Raw genomic sequence first — 20017 nt, 5'->3', positions numbered from 1 at the left:
ACCAGCTACTTGACGCGCTAAAGTGACAACTAATCAAGTTAAATGCACATCAATATATGCAGAAATACGGGTAGTATTTGCAAATCCCATAACCCTGGTTTATGGGGCTAAGTAGTTTCGTTACAGTATGTCGCTGGGAGTTAGTGGTAGCCTGCCACCTCTTGCGGTGACCGGGTTTTCTTTTCGAGGGTATTAAGCATGCGGCTACGACATATAGAAGTATTTCACTCGGTATACACCACCGGCTCCATTACGGGTGCCGCCAAGCTGCTATTTGTCTCACAACCTTCCGTTAGTAAAGTGTTGGCCCATGCAGAGATGCAGCTGGGTTTTCAGCTGTTCCATCGTAATAAAGGACAACTAATCCCGACCCCAGAAGCAGACATGCTGTTTACCGAAGTGGATAAAACCTACCGGCAGCTGCGCTCTATTCGCAAGATGTCGGAAAATATCAAACGTAACGACTTCGGACAAATTAACTTGTCGTTCACGCCTGCACTGGGCTTTGATGTGGTACCGAAGGCATTAGCTAAGTTTCGAGAAGAGCACCCTAATATTCGCTTTGATCTGGAAACCACCCACAACGATCAGGCTCTGCAAGCCCTGACCGAACATCGCTGCGACCTGGCGCTTCTTTACTCTTCTCCGCCCATGCCTGGTGTCACCAAAATAGAATGCGGTGAAGGGGAAATCGTTATCCTGTACCCCAAAGCGCAATTTCCTGATGAGCCTAAAGTGCTGAGCCCCGAACAACTGGCTAAAACAGAGTTAATCGGCATCTGGGATAGCGGCCCACTGGGTGAACTGGCGTATGACCGTCTAACCAATGACGGTGTGCAAGTGCAAAGCAATCTGCAGGTCACATCCTACTATGTTGCCGCACGCATGGTGGCGCAGGGACTGGGCTGCTGTACCATAGACAAGTTTACCGCGCTGGGTAATTTATCAGATAAAGTCGGCATGGCCTCCTTTGCCCCGCCTCTGACTTTTAAGATCAATGGCCTGTACCTGGATAATCGTCCACTGTCCAAGGTAACTGAAGCATTTTTGAAATACCTCAAATCGGAAATTTCCGCTTAAGACACATAAGGCCGGCATGCATTGTCGGCCTTTTCTGGCTCATCGCTGAGCAACAGCGTATACTTGCGGCAAATTTGTCACCGGATCACATCATTGCTTTTTTCCGACCTGCCCCTTGATCACAGATTACAAAACACGCTGCAACTGAAAGGTTTTAACCAGGCCACTGAAATCCAGGCTAAGGCTGTGCCCCACGCGCTGCTTGGCAAAGACCTGATCGTGTCATCCAAGACAGGTTCAGGAAAGACCCTAGCTTACCTGGTGCCGGCTATTCAGCGAGTGTTGAGAACCAAGCCGCTGTCGAAAAAAGATCCTCGGGTATTGATCCTGGCGCCAACCCGCGAACTGGCCAAGCAGGTATTTTTACAACTGCGTACCCTGCTGGATGGCCCAAGTGCCAATGTGGCCTTGATTTTAGGTGGCGAAAATTTTAATGACCAAGTAAAAGCGCTAAAACGCCATCCACAATTTATCGTAGGTACAGCCGGTCGCGTAGCCGATCACCTAACGGACAAATCGCTGTTCCTTAATGGTCTTGAACTTCTGATTTTGGATGAAGCAGATCGCATGCTGGACTTGGGCTTTGCCCCACAACTAAAACATATTCATGCCAAGGCCGACCATCGTAAGCGCCAGACCATGATGTTCTCCGCTACTCTGGATAACGCCGAACTGCATTATCTGACCCAGACATTGCTTAAAGCCCCGCAGCGTATCAGCCTGGGTAGTGCTGGTGAGCAACACGCTGATATAGAGCAGCGTTTTATTCTGGCTGACCATATTGAGCATAAAGAAGCGTTACTTAAGACCCTGTTGGAAAAGCAGGACTATCGGCAGGCTATCTTGTTTACCGCTACCCGTGCTGACACGGAGCGACTGGCAAGCTTGCTCAAGGATTGGGGACTGACCAGCATTGCCCTATCCGGCGAACTCAGTCAGTCCCAACGCAGCAATATCATGAATGAATTTGCCCGGGGACATCATCAGATTCTGGTCACCACAGATGTAGCGTCGCGGGGTCTTGATCTGCTTAAAGTTTCATTGGTTGTGAACTTTGATATGCCAAAGCTGCCAGAAGAGTACGTACACCGTATCGGCCGAACAGGTCGAGCCGGGAATAAAGGCAATGCGGTCTCACTGGTTGGCCCTAAGGATTGGCAAAGCTTCGTAGCAGTTCGAGCACTGCTGGAGCAAAGTATTGAATTTGAGGTCATAGAAGGTCTGGCGGGTAAATTTAAGGGGCTTCGCCCGCCCCGACCAGCCAAACAGAGCAAAGGGCCGTCCTCATCAGGTCAGGGTGACAATGTATGGCAACAAGCCAAGCCCAAGAAAAAGCGGGTTAATACAATGTCTGGGGTTGAGATTGGTGACAAAGTATTAGTTCGTAAAAAGCCTCGGGTTGCACTAGAAGAAGAGCTCGACGCGGACCAGGATGAGATCATGCACGAACCGCCATTTACAGGGGATGAACCCCAGGATTAAATGGCCGTTTACTTAGCCAAGAGACATAGTTGGCCGCTAACCGGCAAGGAAGCTTGATAATAATGAATGAACTGACGCCACTCAGTACCGAAGAATTAATGGATATGTTTGAGCGAGTTGATGACCGCCAGTGCACAGAGCGGGCGCTGGCCATCTATGCTGAGCTGAATAGACGCAGTATGCTGTCTGCAGCAGCGCTGGAAGCCCGCTATGGGAATGAAACCACAAGTTGGTGGTCCGTGCTTTGGCAGCTTCCTCTCAAGGTACTGTTTTTTCCACTGGGATCCACCCAAGGTTTTTCTTTGCTGGACGCCAAAAGCAAAGTCATGCGGTTAGCCGCAAAACACCACCAAACTTCACAGTAAGCGCACAGTAATAAGCGAGCCCGACGCTGTTGATGAGGGTTGTATATCAACCGACACGTTACGTTGATAGTGACTGGCAGCCCCAACGATCAGACCATGTGCAAGTGCTTCGAGATGACGTGCCGACTCATACAACAAAACAATCTTTTGCTCATCGCGTTCTATGACAGTAAATCGTGGCGGATTAGCCTGAGCATAGAGAGACATGACGTCCCGGTGAATTTCAATATCCAGGCAAGCTAGCAGATCAAACAGATGCTCCTTACTCCACAGCAGGCTTTCATGACTCTGCTTGAGTACATCGAACAAATACACACCGAAATCGTAAAGCAGGGTCTGAACTGGCCGGTTTGTCATTTTTGATAAAGTGACGACCAGAGACTGTAACTCTTCAAATGCATAGTAGCCAACGGCGGTGTAAGCCCCGCCCCCTTGCGGTGCGGCGGTCTCAAGGAAGCGCTCAACCTGAATTTCAGGAAGGCGCTCCTCAATCATATCTACAAAACTGGTAAAGATAATGCCTAGCACACTTCACTCCATCAACCTTGAAGTCTCAGGTGATTGGAAAGAGACTCCCTTAGCTTTGCTGACTCTGTTCTACTGCTTTTGGCTGAACATCTTCACCATAGCCGAAGGTGACCGCCAATACCAACACAATAGCGGCGGCCAACATGAGTTTGGCTAAAAGTGGCAGGCAGAATCTGAACCACAAGTGATAAGGCACGCCGGCCATACCGATAATGCCCATCAATACCGCGTTGGTTGGAATGATCATATTCGAGAAGCCGTCACCAAACTGATAAGCCAGTACCGCCACCTGACGTGTTACGCCAATTAAATCGCCAACCGGTGCCATCAAGGGCATAGTTACATACGCTTGCCCGCTTCCAGAGGGAATAAACAGATTCAGAATAGTCTGGATGATCAACATACCCACTGAGGCCAACTCAGCCCCTAGGTAAGACAACGGCAATGACATACCGTAGACCAGTGAATGCAAGATCTGGCCGTCTTCCAATATCAGGGCTATGCCCCTTGCGACCCCAATCAACATGGCCGTAGTCGCCAGATCTTTAACCCCTTCGATAAAACGATCTGCAGCTACATCCACCTCAATCTTGCCCACCACAGTAGTGAACATACCCCAAGCGATAAATACACCACCCAGTTCGTACAAATACCAACCTTTAGTCGCAATACCCCACACCGCCGTTACCAGAGCAGCAACGAAGCCAAGTAAAATCAACTGATGGCGGCCGTTTAGCTTAGGGTAATCTCCTTGAACCGAGCCACTTAAGGGACAGGGCAAATCGCGGGTTAAAGATTGGTTAGGATCCGCCAGCACCTTCTTGCCATAAGACCAGACATGGTGGAATCCGATAAGCACAAATGGCACAAAAATCGCCAGTCGCCATTCGAGTCCGGAGTACACAGGAACACCGGCAATTTGCTGGGCAATTAACACGGTAAAAGGGTTAAATGCTGATACGCCATAGCCAATGCCGTAACCGGCCACAATCATGCCCACAGCCGTCATAGCATCCAAGCGCATGGCTTTGCATAAAGCCACCAGAATCAACACAAAAGGAATGTATTCGCCTGCCGTACCTATAGCACCAGATGCCATGGCAAAACAAAACACCACCATAAATATCAGCAGGTTGGGCTTATGGCCGAAACGTTCCAGCATGCGCCCTATCAGCGCATCAATAGTACCGGTGGCCCTTGCGATGGACAGCACACCGCCGACAATAAATACGAAGAAAATGACGTCCTGCGCGGCAGCTAAGGCACGGGGAATCGCAGTTAGAAAATCCCATGGAGTGAGGTAACTGCGTCCTTCGCTTAGGGTAAAGGTACCAGGTACCACCATTTGCCTGCCGTTTTCAGCAGTTACGGTATCGAAGAAGCCTTGCGGCACAATCCAGGTCGCAATAAAAGCAACCAGCATCATCCCCAGCAGCAGTATCAGCGTATGAGGAACTTTGAATCCTTGTTTCATTTGTCGTTATGTGCTTATTTTAATGTGGGGCGAGTCTACGCAAACTCGGCATTAACGGCAATTCAAAGCACAGGGAAACCGCTTATATCCGCTTAAATCTTAAGCGCAACAAGCACAGGGAGAGTCGCATCATGTACCAGCACTATTTATTATTGCTCTTGTTCCTGGGCGTTTTTTCTTCGGGCTTATCTGCGTCAACCCAATTAATTTACCCTCAACCAGCCCAGGAAAGTGATTCAGATTATCCCCAAGTATTGCTTGCTAAAGCACTGCAAACAGCAGGTTTAGATTACCAGTTCATCCCTTCACAAGACCCGATTGTGCAGAGCCGGGCTTTGCGGCAATTGGAAGCCAACGATGGGATTGATGTGGTCTGGACCATGACCAGCATAGAGCGCGAGAAACATTTACTGCCGGTAAGAATACCTATATTCAAAGGGCTGTATGGATGGCGTTTGTTGATGATCAAGCCTGCATCACAAACAAAACTGAACCAAATTGATACTGTATCAGCCCTTGCCACCATACCGCTATTGCAAGGACAAGGCTGGCCGGATACATACGTATTGCAAGCTAACGGCCTGAGGGTATCGGGTACGCCACAGACTCAGGATTTGTTCGATATGCTGCTTAGAGACCGAGGGATTGCCTTTCCACGCTCTATCCTTGAGATTTGGACCGAACAAGAAAACTATCAAAGTGATCTGGTGGTGGAAAAGCAACTAGCCCTGTTTTATCCCACCGCCATGTACTTCTTTTTCCGACCAACAGATACAAAGCTTGCCGCTGGGATAGAATCAGGCTTAAAGCAGATGCTGGCAAACGGCGAATTCGATCGTTTGTTTACGGCCTATCATCAACAGGCCATCGATAAGGCCAGACTGTTCGAGCGAAAAGTGTTACCGCTGTGGAACCCCCTGTTGCCACAACTCACCCCACTAGAGCAGGAGCGCTACTGGTATCGTCCTTAATCCAAATCAGGTTAAGCGCAGGCCTTCAGTGTGAGCGACCGCCTTTTAACCCAATGCATTCCTGTAACTGCTGTGCAGACATACCTAACTTAAGCTTACCCTGCTCTACCTGATGAACCAGCGTCACAATAACCTGATTCACCTTACAATCCAGCCCTAAGCTAAGCGCTTGTTCTATTACCGCTCCGTTGAGATAAGCAATTTCTGAATCCTTACCCTGTTTCAGATCCCACCACATTGAAGTGCGCACGCCCGGATCTATCTCCAGCATTGCCGATGCAACACGCAAAAATAACCAGTTAGGTAAACGAAGAACAAACGGCAACCACCGCGCTGGCACCTTGGTTAGCTTGGGCAGCCGTAGCTGCCTGGCTTTACAAACTGACAGCAACTCATCCATAAGTGCCGCCAATATTAGCCGATACCCCTGCTCTTCCAGCATGGATTTTACCGGTACATCGGCCAGTGCATTAACCGCGTTGCCAAGGTTTAACTGCAATTTCGCCCACTGCAGGGCCAGCATGTCCTCGGCACTCCCTGTTGGCATCAGGGCGCAGTCTAGCAAAGTAACCAGTTCGCCTATCTCATCTTTCTCGGACAGACATTCCAGCGTGAGCTGCCCTTCGGAACCCCGATGCAGGCAACCAGGCGCAGACTCCACCACGTTGAAAGGAACAATCACCCTTCGTACCTGATTGTGAGGATAAATGGCTTTGACCAGGGACTCACTTCCCACGCCATTCTGGCAACAAAAAATCTTTGTCTGCGGGCCAATTAACGGCTGAGCATCCATTGCTGCCTGCGCAAGTTGAGTGCTTTTCACCGTTAACCAAAGCACATCGCAGGGTTTAACATCAGCGCGCCAGTCGCTACCAAGTAGCCGGGGATGTAAGGGCCCTGCCTGATGACCTTGATAGTCACTGAGTCTCAACCCTTGCTGCCAGCGCTCGCGCGCTGAATCACGCACAACCAAGCTAACGCTCTGTGAGCGATGAGCGAGTACGCCGCCCAGATAACCCCCAATTAATCCTGCACCAAACACCACATGCTGCATGCCAGTCACTCTTTTATATACCTCAATGAATCATAGAGACTTTCCAGATGTCAGGGCAAGCATAAGGAATTTGGCTGAGCAAATTTAAAGCATGTCATTTCCCCCTTGGCATTGTTAACATGGGCAAAAATCGCGAAAATGTTCCGATTAACCTATTCAAAACAACAATAAAGTTTTCAAGGAAAACAACATGCAAGCCAGAGGGGAATTTGAGGTCAGGGTCCAGTCTCTACCTAGCTACACACAAGGTAAAGAAGGTGTAAGCCTGGGCAGAATGTCCATCGATAAGATCTTTAGTGGCGATCTGGAGGGGAAGAGTAAAGGCGAAATGCTCAGTGCCAAGAATACCGATAAGAGCTCTGCCGGTTATGTGGCCATTGAACAGATTAGTGGCACCCTGGGTGGGCGCGAAGGAAGTTTTGTGATGCAGCATTACGGCACCATGCAAGGCGCCAACCAACATCTGGTGCTGGAAGTGCTGCCCCATTCAGCTACAGGTGAATTGCAAGGCCTAACAGGTCGCATGCTAATCAACATAACATCAGGACGGCATAGCTATGTATTTGACTACCGCCTTCCCGACACTGACGCCGAGATAACCTACCCCGAGTAACACAGTCTTAGCGTTACTTTGCTTGTATGCAGGTTGCACCAGTGCGCTGTCATAAATTACGCAAAAGTGCTTGAGGCTGGCATTAACGGCGTTTTCAGGCGCTTAGGTTCTACCGATACGAAAAAGCTTAGGTAAGGTATTTTTGACGTTACGCGTTACGGATGATTTGGCTTTTAACCCTAACGGCTAGCGACCTATTTCTCACAATAAGGTTGTATTGAATTAAAAGATTATTCTCTTAGAAAGACAGCAAATACCGCAGATGGGTTAGTTGGACATAAGCCCTACTTGCCAATAGAGACAGCGCAGAAACCAGTGTCACGCAAGTGAGACATCAACAGATTAACTGCGCCGCAAGTCGCTATTAAAATCAGGCTTTTTTCAGGTACTCTGCCACCAGCACAATCCTCACGCCATTAACCCGTCCTTCCACATGTTTAGGGTTGTCTGTGAGACTGATGCCACGCACCGCTGTGCCACGTTTAGCGGTAAAACCCCCGCCTTTCACGTCCAGGTCTTTAATCAATACCACGGTATCACCGGCACTTAGCACGGCACCGTTGCTATCCAGGGTCGGTTCCCGATCTGAATCATCGCCTTTTTGCGCCCAGGTGCTGGTTTCTTCGTCAAGATACAGCATATCTAACAAATCCTGTGCCCAGGTTTCAGAGGATAAGCGCTTGAGCATTCGCCAGGCCATCACTTGCACGGCGGGTACTTGGCTCCACATGCTGTCATTCAAACAGCGCCAGTGGTTGGTATCCAATTCAGCGCCCTCAATTTGAGACTTACAAGTCTGACAAACCAGAATATGGTTATCTACCCTGACCTGATCAATAGGCGGCACGGCCACACCTTGTAGATTATCGGTAGCGGCACATAATTCACACTTGGCGCCAGCGCGCTCAGTCAGGGCTTGTTCTATAGACATGTTCATCTCTTGTTGAGTAGCGGGCGCGCATTATGCCACTTTTGGCCACTTTACGCAGCAACGGATGCTACCTAAGCTGTGACTGAGCATGGAGGTAAAATGAGCAAACCGCATTGGGTGTCCTGCGTCGCAGAACCAAGTACAGAGATCCAACTGCCAGACTGGGCAATGCATAGCCTGGAATGGTCAATACCTTATCATAGTGATGAAGACAAAATGGCTCTGGCCGTGGAACTGGCCAGACAAAATGTCCAACGTGGCACTGGTGGCCCTTTTGGCTCGGCCATTTTTGATATGGATAGCGGCCAGCTCCTGTCGGTGGGCGTAAATCAGGTGATGGCAGCCCACAACTCCTGTCTGCATGCTGAGGTGATGGCCATTATGCTGGCAGAGAAACGCCTTAAGTCTTTTTGTTTGTCAGATAATCATGCACGCCGCGAGCTCTTCACCTCCTGTGAACCTTGTGCCATGTGCTTAGGGGCCATATTCTGGAGCGGCGTGAAGCGTCTGGTATGTGCTGCCACAGGTGACGATGCCAGAGCCATTGGTTTTGACGAAGGACCGGTGTTTGCACAAAGCTATGACTATCTTCAAAAAGGCGGTATTCAAGTAGAGCGACAGATACTAAGGTCAGAAGCCCAAGCAGTATTAACCGACTACCTCGCCCGTGGTGGGCCTATTTACAACGGTTAACGAAAAAGGGCCCGACAAAGGCCCTTTTCAATTGGTATGGCTATCAAGCTGGTGCGGAGGAGCGCATCAGGTAATCAAAGGCCCCAAGGCTGGCCGTCGCGCCGCTACCCATAGCAATGATGATTTGCTTGAAAGGTGTTGTAGTGGCATCACCGGCCGCAAACACACCTTTTACCGAGGTTTCGCCATTTGCAGCAGTAATAATTTCACCCCGGGCGGTTAGCTCAACGCCGCTGCCTTTTAGCCATTCGGTATTGGGCACCAGACCGATTTGCACAAAGATACCTGCCAGTTCCAGCTGTTTATCTTCGCCGGATACCCGGTCTTTATAGCTAAGGCCGTTTACACGCTGCCCGTCGCCATTTACGGCCGTGGTCTGCGCATTCAATATAATGTCGATATTGGCCATAGAGCGAGCTTTGCGCACTAGTACTTCATCGGCACGTAGCTTGCTGTCAAATTCCAGTACAGTGACATGCTCTACTATATTAGCCAGGTCAATGGCAGCCTCAATGCCCGAGTTACCGCCACCGATAACCGCAACTTTTTTGCCTTTAAACAACGGGCCGTCACAGTGCGGGCAGTAAGCCACGCCTTTACCTCGGTATTCACGCTCGCCAGGCACATTCATTTCACGCCAGCGTGCACCAGTGGCTAGCACCAAACTCTTGCTTTTCAACACGGCACCGTTTTCCAGAGTAATCTCCAGGATGTCCCCTTCTCGCACATTCACCACGCGCTGGTTGGCCATAATGTCTACGTCATAATCACGCACATGCTCTTCAAGGCTGGCCACCAGTTTAGGGCCTTCGGTTTTCTTAACCGAAATAAAGTTCTCAATGCCGACAGTGTCTGCCACCTGACCACCAAAGCGGTCGGCCACCAGGCCAGTACGAATACCTTTTCGTGCTGCATAGATTGCCGCCGAAGCCCCGGCAGGGCCACCACCGACCACCAACAGATCAAATGCCGCTTTATCTTTTAACGCATCGGCCTGACGCGCAGCGGCATTAGTATCCACTTTAGAGAGGATCTTCTCTAAGTTAATAGCGCCTTGAGAAAAGCTCTCACCATTTAAAAATACACTGGGAACGGCCATCACATTACGTTGGCTGACTTCATCCTGGAAAAGCGCGCCGTCTACCATCACATGGGTGATCTGAGGATTAACTGCCGCCATAAGATTAAGCGCCTGTACCACGCCTGGGCAGGTCTGGCAGCTCAGCGACACGTAAGTTTCAAAGTGCAGTGGACCAGGCAGCGCTTTAATCTGATCTAAAATGGCCTGCTCTTGTTTAATTGGGTGTCCACCGCTATGCAATAGCGCCAATACCAGCGAGGTAAACTCATGGCCCATGGGCAGACCAGCAAAGGTCATGGATGTGCCTGTGTCAGGGCTGGTGACCTGCATAGAGGGTATACGGACAGCGTCGCTAATCTGGCTGTAGCTCACCAGATCGGATAATTCTTCAATGTCCCGCGCCAGCGCCAACAGTTGTTGAGATTTTTCGCTGTCGTCGGTGGCCAAAACCAACTCCACCGGGCGCTTCAGGTTGGCTAAATAGGTTTTTAGTTGGTCTTTTAAATTATTGTCTAACATCTTTACCTCGACAGTCACTGGGCAAAACTATCCTGTCACCGGCATAAGGATGCCCGTGCAGTTCAACATATAGGGAAAGTAAGGGGCCTGATGCAGGCCCCGGGATCAGGGCTTAGATTTTGCCAACCAGATCCAAAGAAGGAGACAGGGTTTCTTCACCTGGCTGCCATTTAGCTGGACATACTTCACCGTCATGGCTGGCAACATATTGTGCAGCTTGTACCTTGCGGAACAATTCAGCAGCGCTACGGCCAATACCCAGGTCATGCACTTCAGCCACTTTGATTTCACCTTCTGGGTTAATCACAAAAGTACCACGCAAGGCCAGACCTTCTTCTTCGATCATCACACCAAAGTTACGGCTAATGCGGCCAGTTGGGTCACCAATCATAGGGAACTTGATTTTCTTGATAGTCTCAGACGCATCGTGCCAGGCTTTGTGCGTGAAGTGTGTATCGGTAGATACTGAGTATACTTCCACACCCAAGGCTTGCAGTCTGTCGTAGTAATCAGCCAGATCACCCAGTTCGGTCGGACATACAAAGGTAAAGTCAGCCGGGTAAAACATCACTACAGCCCACTTGCCTGCCAGATCTTTATCAGAAACAGGTACAAACTCGCCATTGTGGTAAGCAGTAGCATTGAAAGGCAGGATTTTAGTGTTGATAAGTGATTGACTCATTGATGAATTCTCCATTGTTTAAAAAGGTTGCCTTGAAGACGAGGAGAAGTGTAGCCAATGCGATTTAATCTTGATAATTGATTGATTCAATCCAGCAGATTATAAAATTCGATTAGAAGCTTTCTGGGGCACCAGGCCCCAGCTCGCTCATTTCCAGCTTCGTAAGCTGTGGCCTTTAAACGCATAGTAGAGAATAAAACCATAACAAGGGATCAGCAGTAGATAGGCATTTTGACTGCCAAATTCATGATGGGCCAGATAACCGTAAGCCAGGGGCAATAGCGCGCCTCCGGCAATGCCCATAATCAGCAGCGCCGATCCCGTCGCGGTATGTCTGCCAAGCCCTTGCAACGCCAAAGGCCATACTGTGGGCCAGACCAAGGCATTGGCCAGGCCCAGCAGGGCCACATAAAATACCGGGTCAGGCACGGCTGGCACACCCAGCCAGCCCAGCAATAGCGTAGATGCCGCCTGTGATGTTGGGTCTGAGCTCACCACCGCTACACTGAATGCCACACCGGCCACGGCCGATAACTGCAGCCCCTGGGCCTGAGTCAATAAACGCGGAATGGCCACCACACCCAACACATAGCCAAGCATCATAAAGGCCATGGTATAGGAGGTCAGTGCGCCAAAGTGGCTAACACCCAACTGCTGGCCAAACAGACCAATGGTATCCCCGGCTATCACTTCAACACCGACATAGAAAAATAGCGCGATAACCCCCAGAACAAGCTGTGGGTGAGACAATACCTCGCGACGACGCACCTTGTGCCCTTCTCCCCCGCGCAGTTCCTCGCCCGGCTCGGGGAGCGGCGCGAATTTTACCATCAGGGTCAAAAGCAACAGCATGCCTGCCATCCATAAGTAGGGATCAACTAATCGGTGTGCCAGTTTATCCAGTGCCACTTCACGTTCGGCGTCAGATAGTCCGGCCAGGGCATCTGGCGTATAACTGTCCATGCCGGTCAGAATAATGGCGGTAAAAATGATGGGAACAATAAAACCCGCGCCTTTATTTAGCAGGCCCATGACACAGATGCGCATGGCAGCGCTTTGTGGCGGCCCCAGCAACACCAGGTAGGGATTAGACGCGGTTTGCAAGATAGTCAGGCCAGTACCCAGCACAAAAAGTGCAATCAGAAACAAGCCGAACTGCGCACTCAGCGCTGCCGGAATAAAGGCCAGCGCACCTGCAATCATAATACCCAGCCCAGCCACCATGCCGTTTTTGTAACCAATGCGATCCAGTAAGGTCGACATAGGCAAGGCCATCAATACATAGGCAATATAAAAGGCAAAAGTCACCAACAGCGCCTGAAACTCATTTAGCTCACAGACAATGCGTAAGAAGGGAATGAGTGAGCCATTTAACCAGGTCACAAAACCGAACAGGAAAAACAGAATGGATATAATCAGCATGGGCAACCAAATCTGCTGGTTGCCGGTGTTGGACGGTTTATTCATACGCAAATCCTCAGTTAAATGGGCGGCCAGCTAGCCAGTAGCCTTTGACGTTAAGGTCGTCGTCAAGTAGCAGCATATCTGCCCGTTTGCCTATCTCCAGCGAGCCAATTTGTGCACTTAAACCCAAAAATGCCGCTGGACTGGCCGATGCCATTTGCACGGCCTCACTAAGCGGCAGCAGCAAGGTTTGCACCGCATATCGCACTGCCCCCGCCATATCCAATACCGAGCCTGCCAGGGAGCCCGAGGGCGCGGTTAGCTTAGTACCATGGCGCACTACCCGCTCACCATAGAATGCAAAATCGGACTGTGTCGTTCCCACCGGCGGCATGGCATCAGTGACTAACATAATTTTCTCTATGCCCTTAGTGCGAATCGCCAGTTTGGCAGACAACGGGTGGACGTGATGGCCGTCCAGAATCAGGCCGCACCAACTGCGCTCATCGGCCAGCGCCGTCCCTACCATACCGGGTTCGCGTGAGGTCAAGGCCGACATGCCGTTGTACAGATGGGTGAAGCCGCTGGCTCCGGCAGCTAGTGCTGCCTGTACCTGCTGGGCACTGGCATCGGAGTGGCCCAGACAGACCCGTACACCCAGACCAACCAATTGACGAATTTGCTCGGGGCTGACCACTTCTGGCGCCACAGTGATGACCTTTACACCCAGATCCTGACGGGCAAACACCGCCATTTCTGCATCGCTTAGCGCGCGCAAATGCTCGGGTGAATGCACCCCGCGCTTTGCCAGCGACATATGCGGTCCTTCAAAGTGCACGCCGACTATGCCTGGTTCGTTGCCAGCAATAGCTGCCGCAATTGCCTCGGCGGTTTGCTGCATCACTTCGACACTGTCGGTAATTAACGTCGGCAGCATGGCCGTGGTGCCAAACTGCGCGTGCGCAGCAAAGATCTGGCGAATGCCCTCAAGATCCGGGCTATCATTAAGCAACACCCCGCCACCGCCGTTAACTTGAACATCAACAAAACCGGGCACTAGTACGCCCTCGCTTGCAGGTTGCACATGTCCCTCGGCGGGCGGTTGTTGACGGATAGCCTCGATGCATCCATCAACAATATGCAGGTAAACCGAGCTTTGCCAGGTGCTACCAATCAGGGCTTTTTCGGCAGCCAGCCAATAGTTATCTGGGTTCATAGACATTGTCCTTTGACTAGCTCAGCGCCAAGCAGTGCAGCACCGCGCACGCCACTGGATGGGCCGCCCTCGGCAACCCTAACTGGCGCCATGGGGGCATTAGCGAATAAATGTTTTTGGACAGATTCTGGCAGTTGGGTGCGAATTTCATCAATGCTCGACAAACCACCACCTAATACGATGACATCTGGATCCAGGCTTAACATTTGCCCGGCGATCACTGAGCCTAAGGCATCGATAAAACAATCAAAGGTGCTTATTGCCTGTTGTTCACCTTGCCGATAGGCGCTCAGCCACTGATAGGTGTCGTTAGTGAGACCGCCAAAGTGCTGATACAGCCTGCCCAGCCCAGTGCCTGATACAAAAGTTTCCGCACAGCCACTCAGTCCGCAACCACATTGAATAATAGGTAACTGCCAGCGCGCTACCACGGCGGCATGTAAACCCAGGTGACCAAATTCACCGGCCAACTGACTATTTGGGGCGTAAAGTCTTCCATCAACACAAAGACCTCCGCCAAGCCCCGTGCCGATAATCACCCCTAACACCCTTGAGTAGTCCTTCCCTGCACCAAGAACTGCCTCTGAAAGCGCAAAACAACGACAATCGTTTCCCAGCGCCACGGGACGGTTCAAGGTCAGGGTCAAGTCTGCTGCGACAGCCTGACCAGTCAGGCAAGGGACATTGCTGGATAAGGCTAATCCATCTGTACTGACAATACCGGGTAATCCAATGCCCACAGAGCCATTGCATGAAAACTTGCTGTCCGCTGCTTCCACCAGTTCTGCAATCGCATGCAAAAATGCAGGATAATCATCGGTAGGTGTTTCTCGTCGGGTTCGTTCCAAGCACACAAAGCTGGCATCAAATACCGCCAACTCCATTTTGGTTCCGCCGATATCCAAGCCGTAATGCATAATTAGTCCCGAGTAAAAGGGTAAAGCGTGACACCTTGAACGACGCGATTAACCTCACCTGTAGGGCATGGATTATCCGGGCTTATTCCATATTTCAATGCTTTGAAAAAGCCCAGGATCTGGCAATACAAAATGTACGGAAAGCCAAGCCAGGCATCTTCAAGTTCCCGAATTTCTGACATAGGCAGTGGAACACCGATATCTAAGGCCTGAGCATCTTTCTCCAACTCCAGGCGCAGGTCGGTGTCGTAACGGCTGGTATAAGGATTGGCTGAGGGCAGCAATACCACCTGAGTAGCAGGGTTGATTAACGACTTCGGGCCATGCCTGAACCCCAGTGGGGTTTCGTAGAAACTGGGCAGTTGTCCGGCCGTAAGCTCCAGCACCTTAAGCGCGGCTTCTCTGGCAATGGCCTGAAGCGGACCAGCACCGAGGAAAACCAAGCGTTCTACAGCAAGTTCAGCTAATTGGCTAATGGCGCTTACATCCTCACGTAAAATTCCAGAGGATAGTGTGAGCATACGCTCAAACTGTTGTTGGTCAGGTGCAAACAGCATGAGTGTCGATAACATCATACAGGTGAAGCTACTGGTCATAGCAAAGCTTTGATCGTGCGCTTCATCCGGCATTAACAACAGCTGATAACGATTATTTCCCTCACAGGCTTTTGCCAATGCTCCTTGGGCATTACAACTCACCACTAAATGCCAGCATTTGTCCACCAATTGATTGGTAAGTTGCACCGCCGCTTTACTCTCAGGACTATTGCCTGAACGGCCATAAGAGACCAGTAAGGTCGGGACTTCACTTTGCAGATACATGTCCGGGTTACTGAGGATATCAGTGGTACTCACCGCCTCGACCCGCTGCCCTGGGCTTAACGGCATGTACTTTTGCAAATGCGGCTGCAGCGCTTCACCTATGTAAGCAGAGGTGCCAGCCCCTGTCATAATAATCCTAAGCGCAGGCTCCGCCAGGATAGGCGCAAGCCAGCTATCCAACTGCGTTTTACGCTGGGCAAAGATTTCAGATAACACCTGCCACAGCATGGGCTGCTGGCTGATTTCTTTTGCAGTCCAGACGGCGTTTTTTTGCTCAAGCTCTGCGTGGGTAAAGCCGAGATAAACCTGGTCGGTCATAGTACTTCCTACTTAATTCTGGAAATGGCATGCCTGCGCGTAATCATTCAGCACATCAGCAATTTTATGTAACAACAACGCTTCGGGCTCAGCATTTAACTGGCCGCTGCGCACAGCCTGATATTGACAAGGCAAATATTGGCTTAGGAGAGGCAAAGGAATTACCAAGTCAGAAAGGTTGGCAATCAGCTGACTCACCGCGGTTTGCAAATCCGGTTGGCTCCAGTAATAGCGAATTCTGTCACTGTAGCTGAAAAAACGCAGCCAGGGCTGCTGCACGGCATTGGGATAAAACTTCTGCCAGTATTTGGGCTGCTCCTGCATCTGTTCTGCACACTTTTCTCTTAGATTAGAGCGCTTCTCAGGGGCAATTAAGGCATCTTCTATATGAGACAAAGCAAACAGTCCTTCACGCAGGGCAAAAGTCAAGGCCGGCCCCACTTTAAGAATGGCAAAATGGCCTTGGACCAGTTTGCAAAGTGCGCTCTGAGATTGATAATCGGTAGAGTGAGCCTCGTAAACTAATGAAGGCACGGATTCAATGGCCCCGGACAAGTCAGATGCGAGGCCTGCAGCAAAATCGTGCACTTTGCTGTTATCGAACTCCACGCCTGGTTGTACCACGATGGCGACCACTTTGTCCCAAGTAGACTCTTTCAGTCCCCTGCCCGTAAATGCCTCTTTGTGCGCCGTCAGGGTATGCATAACATTGGCAACGGGAGTGGGCGCTAAATGTTCTTCAAGCTCGTCGACGCCCCCCGGCGGCGGCACTTCGGTTCCCACCACATAACAAAGGTCTCGCCCTAACTGAGAAGAAACCTCCTCCGCGACTTGGCATAATCTTGCCGCACGCGAGGCAATAGATTCATCGCTAAGAGCCTTAGGATCGTCCGCACATGGCATGCTGGTATCCAAATGTATCTTCTCAAAACCCGCTTCCACATAGCTTCGAATCAATCCCTCGCACAGCAGCATGGCTTCATCCGCGGGCTTATCTGTCCAGCATACCGGCCCTAAATGATCGCCACCAAAAACCAGCCGCTCCGGACCAAAATCCATCTCATCAGCCATATCTCGAACAAATTTGATGAAATCAGCCGGCTGCATCCCGGTATAGCCACCGAACTGGTTAACCTGATTAGCTGTTGCTTCTACAAGCAACAGAGAGCTGTCCTTTTTGGCCTGCAGTATGGCAGCTTTAAGCACAAGCGGATGTGCGCTGCACACTGAATAGATACCGCACGCTTTCCCACCACGGTTGGCAGCAAAAAGTTCACGGAGAAGATGCATGAAAACCTTCCTCATTTCTGAGTAAAAACCGGCTGCAACAGCCTGTATGCCATTGCAGCACTTAGAAAATTAGCGATAGCCGGTCAGCTGTAACTAACCGGATTAAGAAATATCAGCTTACGATACCCAGTGGCTTGCCATGCTGCCACTGGCCGCGGGTAAAGTCAGGGAAGTCTTTGGAATTACCGCGGTCGGCCACCGACTCTTTCGATAGCGGGAACACTGCCGACCAGGCAGCACCGTCGTAAACATCCTGGTCTAAAGGCACGCCATTACGCAGACAGTAAATCATCCGCCATACCATCAGGAAGTCCATTCCGCCATGGCCGCCGTTACGTTCAGCTTCCTGTCCCATGCGGGTCCAAAGTGGGTGATCGTACTTTTTGTACCATTTCTCCATATCGTAATCCCACTCATGGAAGCTGCCCGACCCGCCCTGCTCTAGCGCTATGCGATTTGGGAAGCCGGCAAATACACCGTTGGTGCCTTGAATCAGGTTGAGTCGCGTATAAGGGCGAGGTGTAGTGGTGTCATGCTGAACCATGATAGTACGGCCCAGGTGAGTCTTTATAATACTGGTATTGATATCGCCAGTAATATAATGCAGTTGATTACGCTCATGATCTGCGGCGAACTCCCGTTTAGCATAAGCAGCACGGCCCAGGGCTGGCGAACTCATGGAGCTCATATACTCAAATTTGTCGCCACGGTTAATGTTCATGTACTGCGCAACCGGGCCTAAACCATGAGTGGGATATAAATTACCATTGGTACGGGTATGGTGATAAGTGCGCCATGAACCTGTCTTACGGTCAATTTCCTTCATCTGCCAGCGCAGTTCGTGGATGTATGCCGCTTCACCATGCAATAAGTCACCAAATACGCCCTGACGTACCATGTTCAGTACCATCAATTCATCGCGACCGTAGCAGACGTTTTCCATCATCATGCAGTTTTTCTGGGTCGCCTCTGAGGTGTCCACCAGATCCCAAAGGTCTTCCATAGTGGTAGCCATAGGCACTTCCACGAACGCATGTTTACCGGCCAACATAGTGTCCTTGGCCATAGGGTGGTGCCAACGCCAGGGCGTAGCAATTATCACTATATCCAAATCATCTCGGGCTAACATGTCCCGATAATGAAAATCATTTTTACCATACACATCCGGGGCCGGACGCCCTTCTTCGACGGCAAGTTTCACCGCACGCGCTGTGACTTCACTGTCAATATCACACACTGCCTTAAGTTCAACACCGTCGATATTGCATAAGTGCCGCACAAAACCAACGCCTCGCTGGCCTACACCGATAATTGCGGCGCGTACAGTTTGCATTGGCGCAACGGTCAGCCCCATAACGCTTTTGCCCAGGGCCTTTGGTGTGTTGGCGCTTTTCCCCGTGCTGCTACAGGCTGCTACCGCGCCTGCTGCTGCTGTGGCAGCGGCAGCTTTAAGAAAAGATCGACGATTAAACTCAGACATAAGTGTTACTCCTATTGATCAGTACGCTCAACGATATGCAGGTTGATGCCTAACTTATCCAACTCTTCAATGTAGTTCTGGGGGATCCCAGAATCGGTAACCAAGGTGTGGATTTCCTTCACCGCACAAATAACGTGAAAGGCCCGCTTGTCAAACTTTGACGAATCAGTCACCACCACCACTTCTTCTGCCATCTCACACATTAAACGATTGAGAATGGCCTCTTTTTCAAAATGCGTGCCTATACCGGTACGGAGGTCAAAGCCATCTACCCCGAGGATGAGCTTACTGAAGTTGTAATTCTGTAAGCTACGCTCAGCGATAGCGCCATAAAATGACATCGACTTTTTACGCAGTGAGCCGCCTGTCATCATGACTTCCACCGATTCAGAGCGGGCAAGCTCAGTGGCGATGTTCAAGCCGTTGGTCATTACCACTAGGTCCTCACGGTCCACCAAACAAGCAGCCACTTCCTGCGTGGTAGTACCTGAATCCAGTAAAATCCGCTCTCCCTCGAGCACCAGATCGGCAACCACCTTCCCCAGGCGACGTTTCAGTTGCGAGTTCTGATGACTTTTTTCCTTAAGTGACAGCTCTCGCCCCAACTGGCTGTTGACCATCGCGCCGCCCCGGCTGCGCACCAATAACTTTTTGCGATCCAGAATACTGAGGTCATTTCGAATCGTGACTTCCGACACATTGAACTGCTCAGCCAGCTCTTTTACCGACACTTTGCCCTGCGCTTGTGTCATGCGCAGAATCTCTTGTTGCCTTTCAATGCTATTGAATGCATCCACCTTGTATCGCTCCTTTCATTTGTGACTCAAGGCAGCAATCTACCATGAGCCAGAAGCTTTCAAAAGAGAACGAAAGTAAATCCTTCTCGTCAATATCAGATGCTGAAAACAACGAAAATTCAGTTAGATAGCTTCCTGCCCTAGGGAAATAGCCGAGCTAACTTGCTATTCATCATGCACAACTTCGAAAGCATTTAAAAGTTTTTTTTCATTTCCACTTGATCAATTAACAAAAAGAGCGTTTTATTTAAACAACGAAAGCCATTCGCAAGTTTCGGAATGCTTCGTTTGATTGAGGTAA

Annotated in this window: 19 protein-coding genes; 6 read left to right on the top strand and 13 right to left on the bottom strand. The window is 50.4% G+C overall.

Annotation, left to right across the window (positions count from 1 at the left end):
- Positions 1 to 198: 198 nt before the first annotated feature.
- From KJY73_RS08650 to KJY73_RS08640, 3 genes are all read left to right on the top strand, one after another.
- A complete protein-coding gene (locus tag KJY73_RS08650) occupies positions 199 to 1080 on the top strand; it encodes a LysR family transcriptional regulator (RefSeq protein ID WP_214342836.1) in 882 nt (293 codons plus the stop codon).
- A 93-nt stretch (positions 1081 to 1173) separates the two neighbouring features.
- A complete protein-coding gene (locus KJY73_RS08645) occupies positions 1174 to 2562 on the top strand; it encodes a DEAD/DEAH box helicase (protein ID WP_214342833.1) in 1389 nt (462 codons plus the stop codon).
- 62 nt (positions 2563 to 2624) lie between these two features.
- Positions 2625 to 2927 carry a hypothetical protein gene (locus tag KJY73_RS08640; RefSeq protein ID WP_214342830.1) on the top strand — a complete coding sequence of 101 codons (303 nt, stop codon included), beginning with the start codon at positions 2625 to 2627 and terminating at the stop codon, positions 2925 to 2927.
- Here KJY73_RS08640 and KJY73_RS08635 read toward each other — a convergent pair.
- Together KJY73_RS08635 and KJY73_RS08630 are read right to left on the bottom strand one after the other, a co-directional pair.
- The gene (locus tag KJY73_RS08635; protein ID WP_214342827.1) at positions 2919 to 3455 is read right to left on the bottom strand and encodes a heme NO-binding domain-containing protein; all 537 of its coding nucleotides are present in this window, start codon (positions 3453 to 3455) and stop codon (positions 2919 to 2921) included. The two genes, KJY73_RS08640 and KJY73_RS08635, sit on opposite strands and share 9 nt — an antisense overlap.
- 49 nt (positions 3456 to 3504) lie before the next feature.
- Positions 3505 to 4929, bottom strand: coding sequence for a YfcC family protein (locus KJY73_RS08630; protein ID WP_214342812.1), 1425 nt, complete (start codon positions 4927 to 4929; stop codon positions 3505 to 3507).
- A gap of 131 nt (positions 4930 to 5060) precedes the next feature.
- On the opposite strand from KJY73_RS08630, the gene KJY73_RS08625 reads away from it, so the two are divergent.
- Positions 5061 to 5900 (top strand): type 2 periplasmic-binding domain-containing protein, encoded by an 840-nt coding sequence (locus KJY73_RS08625; protein ID WP_214342809.1) that lies wholly within the window; start codon positions 5061 to 5063, stop codon positions 5898 to 5900.
- Positions 5901 to 5925: 25 nt separating this feature from the next.
- Here KJY73_RS08625 and KJY73_RS08620 read toward each other — a convergent pair whose 3' ends face one another.
- Positions 5926 to 6954 (bottom strand): 2-dehydropantoate 2-reductase, encoded by a 1029-nt coding sequence (locus KJY73_RS08620; protein ID WP_214342805.1) that lies wholly within the window; start codon positions 6952 to 6954, stop codon positions 5926 to 5928.
- Positions 6955 to 7144: 190 nt separating this feature from the next.
- On the opposite strand from KJY73_RS08620, the gene KJY73_RS08615 reads away from it, so the two are divergent.
- The gene (locus KJY73_RS08615; protein WP_214342802.1) at positions 7145 to 7567 is read left to right on the top strand and encodes a DUF3224 domain-containing protein; all 423 of its coding nucleotides are present in this window, start codon (positions 7145 to 7147) and stop codon (positions 7565 to 7567) included.
- Positions 7568 to 7937: 370 nt separating this feature from the next.
- On the opposite strand, the gene KJY73_RS08610 is transcribed toward KJY73_RS08615, so the two are convergent.
- The gene (locus KJY73_RS08610) at positions 7938 to 8498 is read right to left on the bottom strand and encodes a PhnA domain-containing protein (RefSeq protein ID WP_214342799.1); all 561 of its coding nucleotides are present in this window, start codon (positions 8496 to 8498) and stop codon (positions 7938 to 7940) included.
- A 99-nt stretch (positions 8499 to 8597) separates the two neighbouring features.
- On the opposite strand from KJY73_RS08610, the gene KJY73_RS08605 reads away from it, so the two are divergent.
- A complete protein-coding gene (locus KJY73_RS08605; protein ID WP_232848429.1) occupies positions 8598 to 9191 on the top strand; it encodes a nucleoside deaminase in 594 nt (197 codons plus the stop codon).
- 43 nt (positions 9192 to 9234) lie between these two features.
- Here KJY73_RS08605 and ahpF read toward each other — a convergent pair whose 3' ends face one another.
- The 9 genes from ahpF to agaR all read right to left on the bottom strand — a co-directional run bounded on the left by ahpF (position 9235) and on the right by agaR (position 19716).
- Positions 9235 to 10791 (bottom strand): alkyl hydroperoxide reductase subunit F, encoded by a 1557-nt coding sequence (gene ahpF, locus KJY73_RS08600; RefSeq protein WP_214342796.1) that lies wholly within the window; start codon positions 10789 to 10791, stop codon positions 9235 to 9237.
- A gap of 112 nt (positions 10792 to 10903) precedes the next feature.
- Positions 10904 to 11473, bottom strand: coding sequence for an alkyl hydroperoxide reductase subunit C (gene ahpC, locus KJY73_RS08595; RefSeq protein WP_206594533.1), 570 nt, complete (start codon positions 11471 to 11473; stop codon positions 10904 to 10906).
- Positions 11474 to 11620: 147 nt separating this feature from the next.
- Positions 11621 to 12940, bottom strand: a complete 1320-nt coding sequence (locus tag KJY73_RS08590) for a sugar MFS transporter (protein WP_214342793.1) — start codon at positions 12938 to 12940, stop codon at positions 11621 to 11623.
- 10 nt (positions 12941 to 12950) lie between these two features.
- Positions 12951 to 14093 (bottom strand): N-acetylglucosamine-6-phosphate deacetylase, encoded by a 1143-nt coding sequence (gene nagA / locus KJY73_RS08585; RefSeq protein ID WP_214342791.1) that lies wholly within the window; start codon positions 14091 to 14093, stop codon positions 12951 to 12953.
- On the bottom strand, positions 14090 to 15010 hold the full coding sequence (locus KJY73_RS08580; protein WP_214342788.1) for an ROK family protein: 921 nt from the start codon (positions 15008 to 15010) through the stop codon (positions 14090 to 14092). Before KJY73_RS08580 ends, nagA begins: the two co-directional genes overlap by 4 nt.
- A 2-nt stretch (positions 15011 to 15012) precedes the next feature.
- Positions 15013 to 16149 carry an SIS domain-containing protein gene (locus KJY73_RS08575; RefSeq protein ID WP_214342785.1) on the bottom strand — a complete coding sequence of 379 codons (1137 nt, stop codon included), beginning with the start codon at positions 16147 to 16149 and terminating at the stop codon, positions 15013 to 15015.
- A 12-nt stretch (positions 16150 to 16161) separates the two neighbouring features.
- Positions 16162 to 17439: a D-tagatose-bisphosphate aldolase, class II, non-catalytic subunit gene (locus KJY73_RS08570; RefSeq protein WP_214342782.1), complete on the bottom strand. Its 1278-nt coding sequence runs from the start codon at positions 17437 to 17439 to the stop codon at positions 16162 to 16164.
- A 112-nt stretch (positions 17440 to 17551) separates the two neighbouring features.
- Positions 17552 to 18919 carry a Gfo/Idh/MocA family protein gene (locus KJY73_RS08565; RefSeq protein WP_214342779.1) on the bottom strand — a complete coding sequence of 456 codons (1368 nt, stop codon included), beginning with the start codon at positions 18917 to 18919 and terminating at the stop codon, positions 17552 to 17554.
- Positions 18920 to 18930: 11 nt separating this feature from the next.
- Complete coding sequence (agaR, locus tag KJY73_RS08560; RefSeq protein ID WP_214342776.1) at positions 18931 to 19716, bottom strand: transcriptional repressor AgaR; 786 nt, start codon at positions 19714 to 19716, stop codon at positions 18931 to 18933.
- Positions 19717 to 20017 lie beyond the last annotated feature (301 nt).

The organism is Bowmanella yangjiangensis (assembly GCF_018531185.1).
GTDB lineage: Bacteria > Pseudomonadota > Gammaproteobacteria > Enterobacterales > Alteromonadaceae > Bowmanella > Bowmanella yangjiangensis.
The sequence above is the reverse complement of the archived record's forward strand: the minus strand, read 5'-3'. Positions and strand labels throughout refer to the sequence as shown.

Coding starts and splice junctions, on each gene's coding strand:
- KJY73_RS08650 (WP_214342836.1), top strand. CDS start 199: ATGCGGCTACGACATATAGAAGTATTTCACTCGGTATACACCACCGGC.
- KJY73_RS08640 (WP_214342830.1), top strand. CDS start 2,625: ATGAATGAACTGACGCCACTCAGTACCGAAGAATTAATGGATATGTTT.
- KJY73_RS08630 (WP_214342812.1), bottom strand. CDS start 4,929: ATGAAACAAGGATTCAAAGTTCCTCATACGCTGATACTGCTGCTGGGG.
- KJY73_RS08625 (WP_214342809.1), top strand. CDS start 5,061: ATGTACCAGCACTATTTATTATTGCTCTTGTTCCTGGGCGTTTTTTCT.
- KJY73_RS08620 (WP_214342805.1), bottom strand. CDS start 6,954: ATGCAGCATGTGGTGTTTGGTGCAGGATTAATTGGGGGTTATCTGGGC.
- KJY73_RS08615 (WP_214342802.1), top strand. CDS start 7,145: ATGCAAGCCAGAGGGGAATTTGAGGTCAGGGTCCAGTCTCTACCTAGC.
- KJY73_RS08610 (WP_214342799.1), bottom strand. CDS start 8,498: ATGTCTATAGAACAAGCCCTGACTGAGCGCGCTGGCGCCAAGTGTGAA.
- KJY73_RS08605 (WP_232848429.1), top strand. CDS start 8,598: ATGAGCAAACCGCATTGGGTGTCCTGCGTCGCAGAACCAAGTACAGAG.
- ahpF (WP_214342796.1), bottom strand. CDS start 10,791: ATGTTAGACAATAATTTAAAAGACCAACTAAAAACCTATTTAGCCAAC.
- ahpC (WP_206594533.1), bottom strand. CDS start 11,473: ATGAGTCAATCACTTATCAACACTAAAATCCTGCCTTTCAATGCTACT.
- KJY73_RS08590 (WP_214342793.1), bottom strand. CDS start 12,940: ATGAATAAACCGTCCAACACCGGCAACCAGCAGATTTGGTTGCCCATG.
- nagA (WP_214342791.1), bottom strand. CDS start 14,093: ATGAACCCAGATAACTATTGGCTGGCTGCCGAAAAAGCCCTGATTGGT.
- KJY73_RS08580 (WP_214342788.1), bottom strand. CDS start 15,010: ATGCATTACGGCTTGGATATCGGCGGAACCAAAATGGAGTTGGCGGTA.
- KJY73_RS08575 (WP_214342785.1), bottom strand. CDS start 16,149: ATGACCGACCAGGTTTATCTCGGCTTTACCCACGCAGAGCTTGAGCAA.
- KJY73_RS08570 (WP_214342782.1), bottom strand. CDS start 17,439: ATGCATCTTCTCCGTGAACTTTTTGCTGCCAACCGTGGTGGGAAAGCG.
- KJY73_RS08565 (WP_214342779.1), bottom strand. CDS start 18,919: ATGTCTGAGTTTAATCGTCGATCTTTTCTTAAAGCTGCCGCTGCCACA.